18 protein-coding genes are annotated in these 14,234 nt (G+C 57.7%); 11 read left to right on the top strand and 7 right to left on the bottom strand.

Going from position 1 to position 14,234, the window contains the following annotated elements:
- Window positions 1-109: 109 nt before the first annotated feature.
- Window positions 110-358, bottom strand: a complete 249-nt coding sequence (locus tag ACRZ9X_RS18235; protein WP_480521460.1) for a hypothetical protein — start codon at window positions 356-358, stop codon at window positions 110-112.
- A gap of 120 nt (window positions 359-478) precedes the next feature.
- Here ACRZ9X_RS18235 and ACRZ9X_RS18230 point away from each other — a divergent pair, with 120 nt between their 5' ends.
- The 5 genes from ACRZ9X_RS18230 (at window position 479) to ACRZ9X_RS18210 (ending at window position 2,410) form a co-directional block, all read left to right on the top strand.
- Complete coding sequence (locus tag ACRZ9X_RS18230) at window positions 479-1,183, top strand: M48 family metallopeptidase (RefSeq protein WP_480521458.1); 705 nt, start codon at window positions 479-481, stop codon at window positions 1,181-1,183.
- A complete protein-coding gene (locus ACRZ9X_RS18225; RefSeq protein WP_480521456.1) occupies window positions 1,180-1,548 on the top strand; it encodes a YigZ family protein in 369 nt (122 codons plus the stop codon). The genes ACRZ9X_RS18230 and ACRZ9X_RS18225 overlap by 4 nt, the downstream gene beginning before the upstream one ends.
- A 70-nt stretch (window positions 1,549-1,618) precedes the next feature.
- On the top strand, window positions 1,619-1,870 hold the full coding sequence (locus ACRZ9X_RS18220; RefSeq protein WP_480521454.1) for a DUF6455 family protein: 252 nt from the start codon (window positions 1,619-1,621) through the stop codon (window positions 1,868-1,870).
- A gap of 13 nt (window positions 1,871-1,883) precedes the next feature.
- A complete protein-coding gene (locus ACRZ9X_RS18215; RefSeq protein ID WP_480521452.1) occupies window positions 1,884-2,153 on the top strand; it encodes a DUF6455 family protein in 270 nt (89 codons plus the stop codon).
- The gene (locus ACRZ9X_RS18210; protein WP_480521450.1) at window positions 2,153-2,410 is read left to right on the top strand and encodes a DUF6455 family protein; all 258 of its coding nucleotides are present in this window, start codon (window positions 2,153-2,155) and stop codon (window positions 2,408-2,410) included. Before ACRZ9X_RS18215 ends, ACRZ9X_RS18210 begins: the two co-directional genes overlap by 1 nt.
- Before the next feature lie 5 nt (window positions 2,411-2,415).
- Here the strand turns inward: ACRZ9X_RS18210 and ACRZ9X_RS18205 are convergent, their stop codons facing one another.
- Window positions 2,416-2,658, bottom strand: a complete 243-nt coding sequence (locus ACRZ9X_RS18205) for a CDGSH iron-sulfur domain-containing protein (protein ID WP_480521448.1) — start codon at window positions 2,656-2,658, stop codon at window positions 2,416-2,418.
- Between the two features lie 214 nt (window positions 2,659-2,872).
- Here ACRZ9X_RS18205 and ACRZ9X_RS18200 point away from each other — a divergent pair, with 214 nt between their 5' ends.
- The 3 genes from ACRZ9X_RS18200 (at window position 2,873) to ACRZ9X_RS18190 (ending at window position 4,501) form a co-directional block, all read left to right on the top strand.
- Window positions 2,873-3,061 (top strand): hypothetical protein, encoded by a 189-nt coding sequence (locus tag ACRZ9X_RS18200; RefSeq protein ID WP_480521446.1) that lies wholly within the window; start codon window positions 2,873-2,875, stop codon window positions 3,059-3,061.
- A gap of 135 nt (window positions 3,062-3,196) precedes the next feature.
- The gene (locus tag ACRZ9X_RS18195) at window positions 3,197-3,556 is read left to right on the top strand and encodes a diacylglycerol kinase (protein WP_480521444.1); all 360 of its coding nucleotides are present in this window, start codon (window positions 3,197-3,199) and stop codon (window positions 3,554-3,556) included.
- 81 nt (window positions 3,557-3,637) lie between these two features.
- Window positions 3,638-4,501: a sulfotransferase family 2 domain-containing protein gene (locus tag ACRZ9X_RS18190; protein ID WP_480521442.1), complete on the top strand. Its 864-nt coding sequence runs from the start codon at window positions 3,638-3,640 to the stop codon at window positions 4,499-4,501.
- 61 nt (window positions 4,502-4,562) lie between these two features.
- Here ACRZ9X_RS18190 and rimO read toward each other — a convergent pair whose 3' ends face one another.
- Complete coding sequence (gene rimO / locus ACRZ9X_RS18185; RefSeq protein WP_480521440.1) at window positions 4,563-5,957, bottom strand: 30S ribosomal protein S12 methylthiotransferase RimO; 1,395 nt, start codon at window positions 5,955-5,957, stop codon at window positions 4,563-4,565.
- Between the two features lie 98 nt (window positions 5,958-6,055).
- Between rimO and ACRZ9X_RS18180 the strand changes: the two genes are divergently transcribed.
- The gene (locus tag ACRZ9X_RS18180; protein WP_480521438.1) at window positions 6,056-8,020 is read left to right on the top strand and encodes an AsmA family protein; all 1,965 of its coding nucleotides are present in this window, start codon (window positions 6,056-6,058) and stop codon (window positions 8,018-8,020) included.
- Between the two features lie 45 nt (window positions 8,021-8,065).
- Here ACRZ9X_RS18180 and ACRZ9X_RS18175 read toward each other — a convergent pair whose 3' ends face one another.
- Genes ACRZ9X_RS18175 through ACRZ9X_RS18160 form a run of 4 tightly spaced genes read right to left on the bottom strand, consistent with a single transcriptional unit; the run spans window position 8,066 to window position 12,631 of the window.
- Window positions 8,066-9,562, bottom strand: a complete 1,497-nt coding sequence (locus tag ACRZ9X_RS18175; protein ID WP_480521436.1) for a phosphomannomutase/phosphoglucomutase — start codon at window positions 9,560-9,562, stop codon at window positions 8,066-8,068.
- A 15-nt stretch (window positions 9,563-9,577) separates the two neighbouring features.
- Window positions 9,578-10,411, bottom strand: coding sequence for a 3-deoxy-8-phosphooctulonate synthase (gene kdsA / locus ACRZ9X_RS18170; protein WP_480521434.1), 834 nt, complete (start codon window positions 10,409-10,411; stop codon window positions 9,578-9,580).
- A 5-nt stretch (window positions 10,412-10,416) separates the two neighbouring features.
- The gene (locus ACRZ9X_RS18165; protein WP_480521432.1) at window positions 10,417-11,994 is read right to left on the bottom strand and encodes a KpsE/RkpR family capsule polysaccharide export protein; all 1,578 of its coding nucleotides are present in this window, start codon (window positions 11,992-11,994) and stop codon (window positions 10,417-10,419) included.
- The gene (locus ACRZ9X_RS18160) at window positions 11,972-12,631 is read right to left on the bottom strand and encodes an ABC transporter ATP-binding protein (protein WP_480521430.1); all 660 of its coding nucleotides are present in this window, start codon (window positions 12,629-12,631) and stop codon (window positions 11,972-11,974) included. The genes ACRZ9X_RS18165 and ACRZ9X_RS18160 overlap by 23 nt, the downstream gene beginning before the upstream one ends.
- A 216-nt stretch (window positions 12,632-12,847) precedes the next feature.
- On the opposite strand from ACRZ9X_RS18160, the gene ACRZ9X_RS18155 reads away from it, so the two are divergent.
- Together ACRZ9X_RS18155 and ACRZ9X_RS18150 are read left to right on the top strand one after the other, a co-directional pair.
- A complete protein-coding gene (locus tag ACRZ9X_RS18155; RefSeq protein ID WP_480521428.1) occupies window positions 12,848-13,435 on the top strand; it encodes a uracil-DNA glycosylase family protein in 588 nt (195 codons plus the stop codon).
- Complete coding sequence (locus ACRZ9X_RS18150; protein ID WP_480521426.1) at window positions 13,428-14,216, top strand: SseB family protein; 789 nt, start codon at window positions 13,428-13,430, stop codon at window positions 14,214-14,216. The genes ACRZ9X_RS18155 and ACRZ9X_RS18150 overlap by 8 nt, the downstream gene beginning before the upstream one ends.
- The last annotated feature ends 18 nt before the right edge of the window (window positions 14,217-14,234 follow it).

Genomic DNA, 14,234 nt, shown 5'->3' with positions numbered 1-14,234 from the left:
CGGTCAGAGGAGGCTGAGTTTCAAGGGCAAACGGAATGCGAGAGGGTTGATTTCCAATATGACACCAACGTGGTTTCCGGGCGGGCGCCACTTTGGTATAAGGGGGGCGTCAGGAGCCGTCCGGGTCAGTCTCGCGAATTTGATAAACACCCTCGGGCAAATCCAGTGCGGCCGCCAGATCGCGCACCTGCTCGGGTGAGAGGGTGATCTTCTGCATCGTGTCGGTGCGCGGGTCCCATTGCTCAATCGTGACACATTCGGCGAAGCTATTGATCACAATATCTTCTTGCAGGGGTTTCTGGCCCTCATCCACCAATGTGATGACCGTCGAGTCAAATTCGTGCTCAATCGAAAACATGTGATCAGAGTGACCGGCTGCAGAGGGTATTGCAACCCATGGAACGTGCATTCGGCTGTGGTCGCGGTGAATTTGCCGGGTTATGTTGATGTGCTGCCGGACTTGCGGAAAGGAATTGGAATGCGTGGTCTTGCCCTGTTTCTGGTTTTGCTTCTGGCGGCATGTGACTCCGCCTCGGTAATTGCCGTTCCGGCCGCCAAATGGGAGCCGGGTTCAACCGGATTGCAACCCACCGCAAAAACCTTCGAAGACGTCAGCCGCGCCGTCGGACCTGCCGCCAGCGCGGAATGCCGCCGCCGGAGCAAAACGTCCAATTGCGACTTTGTCATTCTCGTGGATCTGAACCCACGCGCGCCCGCGAATGCGTTTCAGACCCTGGACAAGAACGGGCGACCCTTGATCATCTTCACGCAACCGATGATCCAAACGGCGCAAAATGCGGATGAGCTTGCCTTTGTCATGAGCCATGAGGCTGCGCATCACATTCTGGGGCATATCGCACGTCAGGCGAACAATGCCAGCGAAAGCGCGCGCATCTTTGGCGAGCTGGCCCGCGAGCAGGGGGAGGATTCCGCAGGGATCGAACGCGCACAAGCTCTTGGGGCCGAGGTCGGCGTGCAAACCTATTCCAAACAGTTCGAGCTGGAAGCGGATGAGCTGGGAACAATCATCACAAATGCGGCCGGATATAGCCCATTGATCGGGCTGGAGTTCTTTCAGCGTATCCCGGATCCGGGGGATCGTTTCCTGGCCTCTCACCCGCCTAATGCGCAGCGGGTCGAGATTGTCTTGCAAACCGCTTCCCGGCTGGGACTGACCCGATGACACTGCTCACCCGTTTGGGCGTGGTGCTGAGCGATCGGGGCTCAAAATATGCTGTTTCGGGGGCTCCGGTGCGCAGCCGCGATGATATTGATGTGGTGCTTGACGCGCTGAAATCCGAAAAAGCTTATGCCAAGGCGACACACAACACCTGGGCGGCCATCCTGCCAATAGGCGCTCTCAAGGCGGATGACGGCGAATCCGGGGCGGCCATGGTCATTCTGCGAATGATGGAACGCGCGGGTCTGTCAGATCATGTGGTCATCGTGACGCGATGGTATGGCGGCAAGAAGTTGGGTGGAGACCGGTTCCGACGGGTTCAGGACGCCACTCGCGCCTACCTGGATCACCTGTCCGGGGCGGATTGACCTGCATCAAGGGCTTGAATCCTGAAATACGCTAGCGTCCATCCCAAGCGCCAATGGGAGAGGATGCCTGATGACAGATCGTGAAACACTGCGCCGCCATACGGCTCTTATGGATCGGATGGCCGAGACGCTGGGTGTAGACCTGCAGGAGGCTGCAATAACGGGCTCTTTGCGGTTTGACGAAATCTCGGATGCGGTTCTGCGTTGCGTTGACTGCCCGAATCCCGGCCATTGCGAAAACTTTCTGGCACAGAACGAAAGGGTCGAACACACCCCGGAATACTGTCGGAATCAGGACTTGTTGAAACGGCTTGCACCGTAGGAGTACTGGCACCATGCAGCAACTTGGACAGATCATGACACATCTGCGGCTGGTTTTGCGCATGGGCCGGGCGACCGGGGCGGATATCGTCGATGCACATCGTTCCGGTCAGCTGAGCCAAGAGGAATGGGCCGAAATGATCCAGTATTGCCGCGGATGCGAGTGGGCCAGTTCCTGCCCGGACTGGCTGGACGAAAACGACGTTGCCGAGGCCGCGCCAAAGCTCTGTTGCAACCGTGCCCGGTTTGCAAAGCTCAAGACAAAACGCACAAAGGTGAACTGATGCCAAAAGATGTTTTGGGAGAGATTGAAAAGCACTTCTGGTTAACGCGGTCGGTGGCCCGGTGTCTAGGCGTTTCCCTGACCGAAGCCATGGCCGAAGGTAAGCTATCCGCCGAGGATTATGCCCATATGGTCACGCATTGTCGCGCAGCGGATTGCTGCGACAAATGTCAGGCCTGGCTGGCAACGCAGCAGGTCAAGCCGCAAGAAGCTCCGGTATTTTGCGCCAATGCCGAAACCCTGAACGCATTGATGTGATTGTACTACAGTTTCGCGTGTGACCCATCACACAGCGGCGGGGTCGCGCTGTGTTTGCATCCACAAAAGAACACCTTCTTGTCGGTCTCGGCGGTGTATTTCACAGGCTCGAACCCGGTTCCTTTATGAGAACCATCGCAGAACGGCTGACGTTGGGATTTTCCGCAGGCGCACCAGAAATAGCTTTTGCCCTCGGTGACTTCGACCGGATACGGGGTTTTCTGGGCGATAATCGGCGCGTCTGACATCTGGCTTCTCCGTCTGTGGCTGGTCTTAGCTGGCAAATTAGAGTTTTGCCGCTGAAAGGAAAGGACGCGCAACAGGATAGTCCAACCGGCAGCGCTTTGCCTTTGCTCACAGATTTGTGATCAACTTGGTTGCCAGACCGCAATCTTGGTCTTATCCTGAGACTGGCCCCGAAAAACTGGGCAATATCAGAAAAGTAATAAAGGACTGAAGGACATGAAGCTGAAATTCGCTGCTATCTGCGCCACCGCCGTTGTATTGACCGCCTGCTCGCAGCAGGAAGAGCCTACCCCGGTATTCATTCAGCCGGACTATGACAAATTCGGCACGCCAAGCTGCGCGGCGGGCTATGAACTGGCAACGACCGAGGCCGGCCAGACCGTGTGTAATCCGGTCACGCAATAACAATTCTCAAGGTCGGTCCCTTTGCGGGGCTGACCTGCCTTCGACAGGGAAGACCGCCTTTTGGGCGGTTTTTTCTTGCGTTTCGGCACCAGGTCGGGAACGTGCCTTTCTCAACCGCCCGAGACAGGAGACCACATGCGTAATTTCTTTTCCCGACTGAAAGATCGCACCCGCTGGAGCTGGCAAGGCCTGATGGCCACATGGAGGCAGGAATACTCCTTTCGCGTCTGGGCCTGGGCCAATCTGATCTCGGCGATACTGGTGATTCTGTTACCAATCGAGCCGGTTTTGCGTGTCTTGATTCTGGTCCTGGGAATCCTGGTTCTGGTTGCAGAGCTGTTCAACACGGCCATTGAGCGGGCCGTGGATCACACGTCGACGGAACGTAGTGAGTTGGCCGGGCAGGCCAAAGACGCCGCGAGTGCGGCAGTTGCCCTGACCGCCATTGCGGCAGGTGTGGCTTGGGTGGTTGTTTTGATCGAGACGGCAATATAATGGGCACGCAACACTCGATTTCCAGCGCAGAGCAGTAAGCGTGTTAAACGTACACGATACGCAAAAACGGTTTGGCACTGGTTGGGTTTGATCAATCAGGAAGTGGACAAGATCGTGTTCTCAAAACTTTCCCCGAAAAACACCGGGAGCTGGTCTTTTGGCACCAAGAAAAAAGCGGCTTTGAAGCGCACCGTGTTTTTTCATATTCCTAAGTGTGGGGGTTCCAGCGTTAGGGCGGCACTTAGAAAAGCCTATATCAAGGCGGGGGCACGCCGACATAAGGCAGAGTTCCATTTGGACACAAAGGCCAGCAAGGCCGCCTCTGACATCATGCAGCAAACTATGATGCTGCACCGTGAGCATGTGTTTTTTTACTCATTCATGCAAAACAGGTACCCGCTTTATACGGGCCACTTCCCGTTTTCCGAAGCCGCCGTGCGGGCAAAACAGGACAACGATGTTTTTCTAACGCTTATCCGCCATCCAATCGATCGGTTACTGTCGGCGTACTACTACAATCGGTACAAAGAGAAAAACCGCGAACATTTCGGGATAGACGTAAGCATAGAGGAATGGCTTGAGAGCATGGCGGGCGCAGGAAGCGGGGGAAGTTACGCAAGCTTTTTCACCGGAAGCACTCAGATTGTGCTCGAGAGCAGCGATACCTCTCAGGATATTGCACGAAAGAGGACTGCCAAAGCCATTGAACATTTGCGGAGCTTTGACGTCATAGGGGACACAGCGAACATGTCGGAGTTTGCTCAAAAGGTTTCCGAAAAGACGGGTCTATCGGTCGAAGTCGAGTATCTTCGAAAATCACCAAAAGCGGGTTATCCCAAATACGATGACCAACCTCAACACGTAAAAAGCTTGTTGGATCAAGTCTGCGAACAGGATTTGAGAATCTATGAGGCGGCGACCAGAGATCACCCTTCGAGTGCTTAAAGTAAAAAGCCCTTTCAGCGCCCGTTTATAGGGTCAAAGCTGAAAGCTGCGGTCTGTTCGGCTACTTCTGATCAATTGTGCCCCACAGATCATAATCGCTTGCCTCATCCACCTCGACCGTGACGATATCGCCGGGTTTCAGGGTTTCGAACCCTTCGTCGATGAACAGGTTGCCGTCTATCTCGGGTGCGTCGGCCTTGGTACGGCAGGTTGCGGCTTCGTCGTCGACACTGTCCACGATAACATCCAGCGCCTGACCGACCTTGGCGGCCAGCTTTGTCTCTGAGATCGTCTGCGCTTTCTCCATGAACCGTTCCCAGCGCTCCTGTTTGACTTCGGCGGGTACATGGTCGGGCAAGTCATTTGACCGCGCCCCTTTGACGTCTTCGTATTGAAAGCACCCGACCCGATCCAACTGTGCCTCATCCATCCAGTCGAGCAGGGTCTGGAACTCGGTCTCGGTTTCTCCGGGATAACCAACGATGAAGGTGGATCGTAGCGTGATATCCGGGCAGATTGCCCGCCAGGCGGCAATCTCGTCCAGTGTCCGCGCTGCCGCGGCCGGGCGGGCCATGCGTTTCAGAACGTCCGTGTGGGCGTGCTGGAAGGGAATGTCCAGATAGGGCAGAACATTGCAGCCTGCATCGGCCATCAGGGGGATCAGCTCGCGCACATGCGGGTAGGGGTAGACGTAGTGCAGGCGGACCCAGGCATCCATTTGCCCCAACTCGCGCGCCAGGTCGGTGATATGGCTGCGCACTTCGCGATCTTTCCACGGGTTCACATCATATTTGCGGTCCAACCCATAGGCCGAGGTGTCTTGCGAGATCACCAGCAGCTCGCGGACGCCGTTGAAGACCAGCTTCTCAGCTTCACGCAGGATGGCATGGGCCGGACGGCTGGCCAGTTTGCCGCGCATGTCGGGGATGATGCAGAACTTGCACTTGTGGTTACAGCCTTCAGAGATTTTCAGATAGCTGTAATGACGTGGCGTCAGCTTCACACCGGATGCGGGTAGAAGATCAACAAACGGGTTTGGATCGGGTGGCACGGCGGCATGCACCGCGTCCAGAACCTGTTCATATTGATGCGGGCCGGTGACCGCCAAAATGCGCGGATGATGCTCTCGGATATAGTCGGGTTCAGCCCCCAGACACCCGGTCACGATGACCTTGCCGTTCTCAACCAGAGCTTCGCCGATGGCTTCAAGCGACTCGGCCTTGGCGCTGTCCAGAAACCCGCAGGTATTCACGATCACGGCATCGGCCCCTGCATAATCGGGCGAAATCCCGTATCCTTCTGCACGCAAGCGGGTCAAGATCCGCTCACTGTCGACCAGAGCTTTGGGGCAGCCCAAAGACACCATGCCCAGCGTCGGCTGGCCGCGCCGGGGCGTATCGGAAATCCGGGCCGCTGGGGCCAGGTCGGGGCGAAGGTTGGGCGGGTTTGTACTCATGGCGCGGCATATAGAGGGGAAAGCTTTCCCTTGCAAATGCCGTGCGCTCAGGGCTGACTTGCATCAGAGTATTCAAGCCGGAAAGGCGCAGGCATAATATGAAGTGGTTGATACGTATCCTGTTCGTTGTGGTGGCGGTCATTGGTCTGGTGATCGGTGCGCTGCTGTTGATGCCGGGCGACAAGCTGGGCGCGATTCTTGCCGAGCAGGTGAAGGCGCAAACCGGTCGTGAGCTGACCTTGTCCGGCGACGTCAACCTGTCTTTCTGGCCCGTCTTGGGTATGGAAACCGGCCCAGTCACCTTTGGCAACGCGCCCTGGGCCGGACCCGAGCCGATGCTGAGCGCCCAAAGCCTGGCCGTTGGGGTGGATGCCGCTGCCTTGATGCAGGGTGATCTGAAAATCAAACGTATCGTGGCCGAAGACCCGGTGCTGCGCCTGGAGCTGACAGATGGCCGCGGAAACTGGGAGATGACCCCGGCCGCCGGTTCGTCTGCATCCGCACCTGCGGCGGGTGGGACGGCGTCGTCTCAGACGGAAAGCGCCACCGTCACTTTGGATCAGCTTGAGCTGACACGCGCGCGCCTGATCTACGTTGAGGACGGGGCAACCAGTATGGATTTCGCAAATGTCGACCTGTCGGCGCGCTGGCCCGATGTGTCGGCCCCTATGGAGATGCAGGCCCACATGCCGGTGTCCGGTGGCGCGGTGGATGTGGATATGACAATCCCCGACCTTCCCGCTTTTGCCTCGGGCGTGGTCACCCCGCTTGAGGCAACCCTGACGGCTCCAGGTGGGTCGGTCCGGTTTTCTGGCCGCGTCAACCTGATCGGTGAGATGGACGGGCAGATGACGGTGTCCACGAAAGACACACACAAGATGCTGATAGCTTTCGGTCAGGGCGACATATCGGTCCCGGATGGGTTGGGCCGCACCGCCGAGGTGACCGGGGCCATGACTTACACCCGGGATGGCCTGATCTCGCTGCGGGACATGACAGTTCAATTGGACGACAATCGCCTGACGGGTGAGGCGGATGTTCAGATCGCCAGCGTGCCCCGGATCACCGCCCGTGTGAATGCGGGTGATCTTGATCTGTCGCGCGCCGCAGGGTCCGGCAGCGGAGGCGACGGCGAGGGTAGTCGCAATTCTTCGTCAAAGAGCGATGGATGGTCCAAGGCCCCCATCGACGCTTCGGCGCTTTCACTGGCCAACGGCACGGTCCGGTTGCAAGCTAACTCGATTGCGGTGCCGGGACTGACCCTTGGCCCAAGCGATCTGACGCTGGAACTGGACCGTTCACGCGCGGTTCTGAAAATGCATCCAGCAACCCTGTTCTCGGGCCAGTTGAACGGGCAGGTGGTCGCGAATAACCGTAACGGCCTGTCTGTTGGCGGCAAGCTGGCAATAGATGACATCAATATTCAACAGGCACTGACGAATTTGGCCGGTGTCGAAAGGCTGTCGGGAACCGGGTCCGGAGCACTCGAATTTCTGGGGGTTGGCCAGTCCGAGGATCAAATCATGCGGTCGCTCAGCGGAAAAGGAAACGTCAACGTTGGAAAGGGAGTGATCTCTGGCTTTGATCTTGATCGGTTGATGGGACGCGGGGCTTTGTCCGGGGGAACCACAGTGTTCAACAGCCTGACGGCCAGTTTTACCATCAAGGACGGGAACCTGAGAAACCGGGATTTGTTGATGCAGCTGGACAACTTCCACGCCGACGGCAAGGGGCGCGTGGGATTGGGCGCGCGCGATATTGATTATCTGTTTACGCCCGTCGCCCTGCGCGCAAACTCGGGCGAAGGCATCGCCGTACCGGTTGAGATCAAAGGACCGTGGAGCAATCCGTCGATCAAACCGGATTTGTCAAAGGTCATCGAGGCTGCCGCCGAGGGCAAGCTGAAAGAGATTGAAGATGACGCGAAGGACAAGGTGCTCAGGAAGGTCGGGAAAGAACTTGATACCACTGTGGAAAGCACCGAAGACGCCGAAAAGGCACTTAAGAAAAAGCTGGAGAAAGAGGCCAAGAAAAGCCTGTTGAAGCTTTTGGGCGCGGATTGAGATCGTCAGTGGGGCTGCACTAGGGTGCAGCCCCTGCAAGCAAGATCAGATGGTCTGGTCGTAATCACCGACACCGGGTTCAGTGCGGATCACCGCGTCGATATCGGCAAAGATCGCCCGCATTTCCCCCTCGCTTTCGCTGCTTTCGCATACAACCACAAGATTCGGGGTGTTCGAGGACGCCCGCACCAAACCCCAGCTTCCATTGTCCAGGATGACGCGCGCACCGTTGACGGTGACGACCTCTTTGATCGCGCGACCCGCGAATGTTTCACCTGCATCGGCCTTGGCGACCAGCTTGTCCACCAGACGGCTGAGAATGTCGTATTTCTCGGTATCAGACGCATAGGGCGACATCGTCGGTGTCGACCAGGTTTTTGGCAGCGCCTTGCGAAGATCAGACATACTTTGATCCGGGTTGCGATCCATTAGCTTGCAGATCTCAACTGCGACCCGCATACCGCAGTCGTAGCCTCGCCCGATGGGTTCGGCCAGGAAGTAGTGCCCGGATTTTTCAAATCCCGCCAGCGCGCCGATTTCCTTGACCCGGCGCTTCATGTGGCTGTGACCGGTTTTCCAGTAGTCTGCCTTTACCTCATTGGCTTGCAGATCCGGGTCGCTGGCGAACAGGCCAGTGGATTTCACGTCGGCCACAAAGGTCGAGCCGGGATACAGCTTGGCCAGATCACGGGCCATGATGACGCCAACCTTGTCCGCAAAAATCTCTTCGCCTTCGTCATCCACCACGCCGCAGCGGTCACCATCGCCGTCAAACCCAAGCGCCAGATCGGCACCGCTGGATTTGACCGAATTGGCCATGTCGTGCAGCATTTCCATTGCTTCGGGGTTCGGGTTGTAATGCGGAAAAGTGTAATCCAGTTCAGTATGGCTGGGTACAACTTCGACGCCCATGCGCTCGAAAATCTCGGGCGCGAAGGCGGATGCTGTGCCGTTGCCGGTGGCGCAGACGACCTTGAGCGGGCGCGACATTCTGAAATCGCCGACCAGATCGTCGATATAGGCCTCTTTTACGCCATCGACGAACTCATACGATCCACCCGTGCGGGCGACGCCTTCGCCGTTCAGCACAATATCGCGCAGCTCGGACATCTCGTCAGGACCATGAGTCAGAGGGCGGTCAAAGCCCATTTTGACGCCGGTCCAGCCGTTGGGGTTATGGCTGGCGGTCACCATTGCCACCGCTGGCACATCCAGATGGAACTGCGCGAAATAGGCCATCGGGCTGAGCGCGGGGCCAATATCCTTGACCTGAATACCTGCCTGCATCAGGCCGACAATCAGTGCATTCTTGATCGACAGGGAATAGTCGCGATAATCGTTGCCCACGGCGATCACAGGGGCGATACCGCGCTTGTGCATCTGGGTGCCCAGCCCCAGACCAAGGGCGGTCATGCCGGGCAGGTTGATTTCGTCAGGATATTTCCAACGCGCGTCATATTCACGAAACCCGGTGGGCTTGATCATCGGGTCGCGCAGAAAGCTCCAGGTGTTCGGGGTCACCTCGGGAAGGGGTTTCATCATTACAAATCTCAATCGTTAAATTTGAATCGGATTCTCTTTGGCCAGCGCATCAAAACGCATCAATGTGTCAATAAGATGGGGCATATCATCGATTGGGATCATATTCGGCCCATCAGACGGCGCATTGTCCGGGTCCTGGTGGGTTTCAATAAACAGCGCCCCAACGCCCAGCGACACCGCAGCGCGGGCCATCACCGGAGCAAATTCACGCTGACCGCCGGACGAGCCACCCTGACCTCCGGGTTGCTGCACGGAATGGGTGGCGTCCATTACCACCGGATAGCCGGTTTTGGCCATTTGCGGCAGCGAACGCATATCGGCCACCAGCGTGTTGTAGCCAAACGAGGTGCCGCGCTCGGTCAGCAGGATGTTGTGGTTTCCCGTGCTTTCGATCTTGGTGACGATGTTGGGCATCTCCCACGGGGCCAGAAACTGCCCTTTCTTGACGTTGACAACAGCGCCCGAATTGCCTGCAGCCAGCAGCATATCCGTCTGGCGGCACAGAAATGCCGGAATTTGGAGAACGTCAGCTGCCTCGGCGGCGATGGCGCATTGGGCCTCGGTATGGACATCGGTCAGCACCGGAATGCCCATTGTTTTGCGAATGTCGTCCAGGACCTTTAGCCCGGCATCGATTCCCATGCCCCGCTTGCCCGACAACGAAGTCCGGTTCGCCTTGTCATATGACGCTTTGAAAACGTATTGCGCGCCTGCGGCATCGCAGGCCTCTTTCATCTTGCCTGCGATCATCTGCGCATGATCGGCGGTTTCCAGTTGGCAGGGACCGGCAACGATGGTCAGCGGAAGGTCGTTGCCGACGGTCAGGTCGGCGATTTTTACATGTTTCATATGTCTTACGAAGATACCTGTTCACGAAGGACCGACGCGGTAAGCGAGATCAACAGGTAGATACCAGCAAACAACAGGAATGCCAAAATCGTATTTTCGAACTTGCGCGGATAACTGGCATCTTCGCTGGGCACAGGATTCACCGATACTGTCAGATAGCGCACTTTGCGGTTGGCCTCGGTCCGGGTGGTTTCCATTTGCTGCATTGCGGTTTGCAGCATCATGTCCCGGGCCGCCAGATCAGCCTGGGCCATCTGGATGCGCACGCTCAGACGGGCCAGCGAATTTTCGCCAGCCGAGGCATCCAACATCTCAGAGTTCAGTTCGGCGAGGACAACTTCCAACCGTTGGATATCCGCGCGGACACCTTCGACTTTGGCCTCGTTCGGGCGCAGGTTGTCGAGAAGCGCTGCGAGTTGCAGTTCTTTGTCTTGCAACTCCACTTCGTATTGATCGATTCGCGCCCGCAGGCTGGCAATGACGCTTTGCGGGTCCAGAACGGCGCCCTGCATCTGTAGCTCAATCAACGCCTCCTGGGCTTTGCGCCGTTCCTCCTGCGCCGCCTCAAAGCTTTGCAGAGCGTCCCGCATCTGATCTTCACGTTTCAATTCGGTCAGACCATTGATGGTTTCTTCGGCGTACGAGATCAGCCTGTTGGAAAAATCGACCGCAATCTCGGGGCTGGGGGCCGCAACCTCCATACGGATGATCCCGTCGCTTGGATCGTATCCGATGGTAACCATGCGTTTGTACAGCTTGTGGGTCTCTTCCAGGCTGGCATCGGGGGATAGCCGCTGAATCGGGTCGATCCAATCCTGCTTGAAAATCTCGGCAAAGCCAGTGTCCCGCTCCAGTCGCTCCAGCGCGTCCTTGGATTCCAGAAACTCCTGCGTGGCGACCGAATCCTGCGCCGTGGCAAATTGCGTGCCTGCCAGCAGTCCGCCGAACGAGGCCCCGCCACCATCCGCCTGCAGAATCGAGAAGGCGGAGTCGCTGGCATACATCGGCGTTGCCACGCGGTAGAAATAGTAACCAACAACAAGCGTCGGCAGGATTACAAAGACCGCAAGCCGGGCAAACAAGGCCAGAACCTTGCGGCGGCGACGTTTGGCGATGTCTTTCTGAATCTGACCGATCTCATACTCGCGCCGCTGTGCCGGGCTAAGCTCGGGGCCGGGCAGGTTTTTCGAGACATCCGCAGCGGGCAGTGGCAATTGGGTCCTGACGCTGTCCCTGGCCTGGGCGGCTTCGCCCTGTTCGGGCGTGTCATTCGCCGCCAGTTCCAGAAGGTTCGAGCGCTGAAACGGATCGATTCCCTTTTTTCGCAGCAGTCGGACGGCATCATAGTCCGAGGTCGCCGCCAACCCGTTTTTCTGGGCCAGTCTTCGGGCCACACGCAATTGACGACCGGTCAGCCCTTCGCGCTTGATCGCATCCAGTTCCTCGCCCGGTTTGTTGCCGCCATCCACGCCCTGAGTTTCGCGCCGAATGCGCGCAACCGCTTCGGAGCGGGCCTTGGCGGTGCCTTCGCTTGGCGGCTCATCACCGAGGTTGTATTTTCTAGCCTTGGGTTTGGTAGTCATATAGCTGTTTTGCCTCTTCCAAGGTTTCAAACATGTAAAGATGCCCGTCCAGCAGAACCGCCGCCTGCCGCGCGAATTTTTCCAGCACTTTCGGGTTGTGGGATACGATGACCAGCGTTGTGGTGCGCAATCTTTCCTGCAGGATTGCACCGGCCTTTTTATTGAATTCCACATCGGTCGATGAGGGCATACCTTCATCAATCAGATACATATCGAAATCCAGCGCCAGCATCAGGGCAAAGGTAAACCGTCCGCGCATACCTGACGAATAGGTCCCGAGCGGCTGATTGAAATATTCGCCCAGATTGCACAGCCAACTGCAATAGGCTTCGACATAATCCGGGTCCATACCATAGATCTTGGCGATGTAACGCGCGTTTTCCAGCGCGGATAGACGCTTGGCCACGCCACCGGTAAACCCCATGGGAAAGGACACGCGGCAATCTCGGCGGATCACCCCTTCGTCCGGTTTTTCCAGCCCGGCCATCATGTTGATCAGCGTGGTCTTGCCTGTGCCATTGGGGGCCAGAACTCCTAGCGAAGTGCCCAGTTCGACGCGAAACGACACCTGATCCAGAATCACTTTGCGGCGACTTCCGGTCCAGAAAGACTTGCTGACGTTTTCGAATTCCAGCATGCGCGGCCTGTATTTATCTCGTTTCGCGGCGGCTTGAATTTGTTGGTGCTACCGGTCTTTGTTGGCCACATTATGTCGAAATATGAAACAAATGATCAATGCACATTGGGTGAGGCCACGCGGATGTGTTGCCCGTCGGGAGGCAGAAGCGGTTCTTGATCGGAACTCAATGGTCCTTATCTTGATCCCAAACCATTGAGAAAGGCCAAGGATCCGATGTCATCCCTGATCGAGGAAATCAAATCCTGTCGTCTTTGCTCCGAGAAATTCGCCACAACTTTCACCGCACATGAACCGCGTCCGGTGGTCTGGTTTCAGCCCGGAGCCCGGGTGCTGGTTGCCGGTCAGGCTCCGGGGGCCAGAGTGCACGAGTCCGGGCGACCCTTTACTGATCCCTCCGGGGACCGTTTGCGGGACTGGTTAGGGTTGGATGAGGCGCAGTTTTATGATCGGTCCCGGGTCTCGATCGTACCGATGGCCTTCTGCTTTCCGGGCTACAATGAACGAAAGGCGGATTTGCCGCCGCCACCGATCTGCGGTCGGACCTGGCATGACAAGGTGATGGACATGATCGGAGATGTTCCGCTGACCGTGTTGGTCGGCGGGCATGCGCACAAGTACCATCTGGGCGCAAAAACGCCGGTGACCGAGACTGTCAGCCGCTGGCGGGACCATGCGCCGCGGGTCTTTGCCTTGCCTCATCCGTCATGGCGCAATACGGCTTGGCTGAAGAAAAACCCGTGGTTCGAGGCCGATCTTTTGCCGGTTCTGCGCGCGCGGGTGCAAGAGGTGATGAATGACTGAAGCGACGGCGCTGGACACAGCTCATGCCGCGATGGAGGCCGCGCCTCAGGACGATGCCGCGCGCTTGCGGTTCTTCGAAAGGTTGGCAGACAGCGAACTGTTCCTGATGCTGACCGAAGAAGCACAGGGCGAGAACATTTCGCCTGAGCTGTTCGAGGTGGCGGACGGACGTTTCGTTCTGGCCTTTGATCTGGAGGAACGGTTGGCGCGGTTCGCTGGTCGCCCCGTTCCATATGTGGCGCTGTCTGGCCGGGTACTGTCATCTATGTTGGCCGGGCAGGGGATCGGCTTGGGACTGAACCTGGACGCTGCACCATCCTCGATGCTGATCCCGGCCGAGGCTTTGGGTTGGTTGGCCAGCACGTTGCAAAACGGACCGGAGGAAGTGCAGCAAAAGCTTTCGGAGTTTCACGCACCCTCAGACCTGCCCGAGACGCTGCTTCAGGCACTGGACACCAAACTTGCGACAGCGGTCGGGTTGGCGACGGCTGCCTTTCTGGTTGGGACGAAATCCGCAGCAGGCGGGCAGGGTCATCTGCTTGGCTTTGTCGGAGCGGTCGATGCCGCGAAACCCGCGCTGGCCCGGGCGGTGTCAGAAGCCCTGACATTTTCGGGGATCGAGGCGGCAGCCCTGGATGTCGGGTTTTTCGATGCTGATGATCCGGCATCCGCACTTTTGGCCAAGGTCGGATTACGGTTCGATCTGCCGCAACCCGCCCCAACCGCGATACAGCCCGTGACGCCGGGTATGGACCCGGCAAAGCCGCCGGTCCTGAGGTAGCCCCCGGACCGACGAAAG

The organism is Ruegeria sp. AL1 (assembly GCF_056540905.1).
Note: the sequence above shows the minus strand (reverse complement) of the source record. Positions and strands in the feature narration are given on the sequence as shown.

Coding starts and splice junctions, on each gene's coding strand:
- ACRZ9X_RS18220 (WP_480521454.1), top strand. CDS start 1,619: ATGACAGATCGTGAAACACTGCGCCGCCATACGGCTCTTATGGATCGG.
- ACRZ9X_RS18175 (WP_480521436.1), bottom strand. CDS start 9,562: ATGATGAAACCCCTTCCCGAGGTGACCCCGAACACCTGGAGCTTTCTG.
- kdsA (WP_480521434.1), bottom strand. CDS start 10,411: ATGAAACATGTAAAAATCGCCGACCTGACCGTCGGCAACGACCTTCCG.
- ACRZ9X_RS18225 (WP_480521456.1), top strand. CDS start 1,180: ATGACACTGCTCACCCGTTTGGGCGTGGTGCTGAGCGATCGGGGCTCA.
- ACRZ9X_RS18195 (WP_480521444.1), top strand. CDS start 3,197: ATGCGTAATTTCTTTTCCCGACTGAAAGATCGCACCCGCTGGAGCTGG.
- rimO (WP_480521440.1), bottom strand. CDS start 5,957: ATGAGTACAAACCCGCCCAACCTTCGCCCCGACCTGGCCCCAGCGGCC.
- ACRZ9X_RS18180 (WP_480521438.1), top strand. CDS start 6,056: ATGAAGTGGTTGATACGTATCCTGTTCGTTGTGGTGGCGGTCATTGGT.
- ACRZ9X_RS18155 (WP_480521428.1), top strand. CDS start 12,848: ATGTCATCCCTGATCGAGGAAATCAAATCCTGTCGTCTTTGCTCCGAG.
- ACRZ9X_RS18235 (WP_480521460.1), bottom strand. CDS start 358: ATGTTTTCGATTGAGCACGAATTTGACTCGACGGTCATCACATTGGTG.
- ACRZ9X_RS18165 (WP_480521432.1), bottom strand. CDS start 11,994: ATGACTACCAAACCCAAGGCTAGAAAATACAACCTCGGTGATGAGCCG.
- ACRZ9X_RS18205 (WP_480521448.1), bottom strand. CDS start 2,658: ATGTCAGACGCGCCGATTATCGCCCAGAAAACCCCGTATCCGGTCGAA.
- ACRZ9X_RS18200 (WP_480521446.1), top strand. CDS start 2,873: ATGAAGCTGAAATTCGCTGCTATCTGCGCCACCGCCGTTGTATTGACC.
- ACRZ9X_RS18215 (WP_480521452.1), top strand. CDS start 1,884: ATGCAGCAACTTGGACAGATCATGACACATCTGCGGCTGGTTTTGCGC.
- ACRZ9X_RS18210 (WP_480521450.1), top strand. CDS start 2,153: ATGCCAAAAGATGTTTTGGGAGAGATTGAAAAGCACTTCTGGTTAACG.
- ACRZ9X_RS18160 (WP_480521430.1), bottom strand. CDS start 12,631: ATGCTGGAATTCGAAAACGTCAGCAAGTCTTTCTGGACCGGAAGTCGC.
- ACRZ9X_RS18230 (WP_480521458.1), top strand. CDS start 479: ATGCGTGGTCTTGCCCTGTTTCTGGTTTTGCTTCTGGCGGCATGTGAC.
- ACRZ9X_RS18150 (WP_480521426.1), top strand. CDS start 13,428: ATGACTGAAGCGACGGCGCTGGACACAGCTCATGCCGCGATGGAGGCC.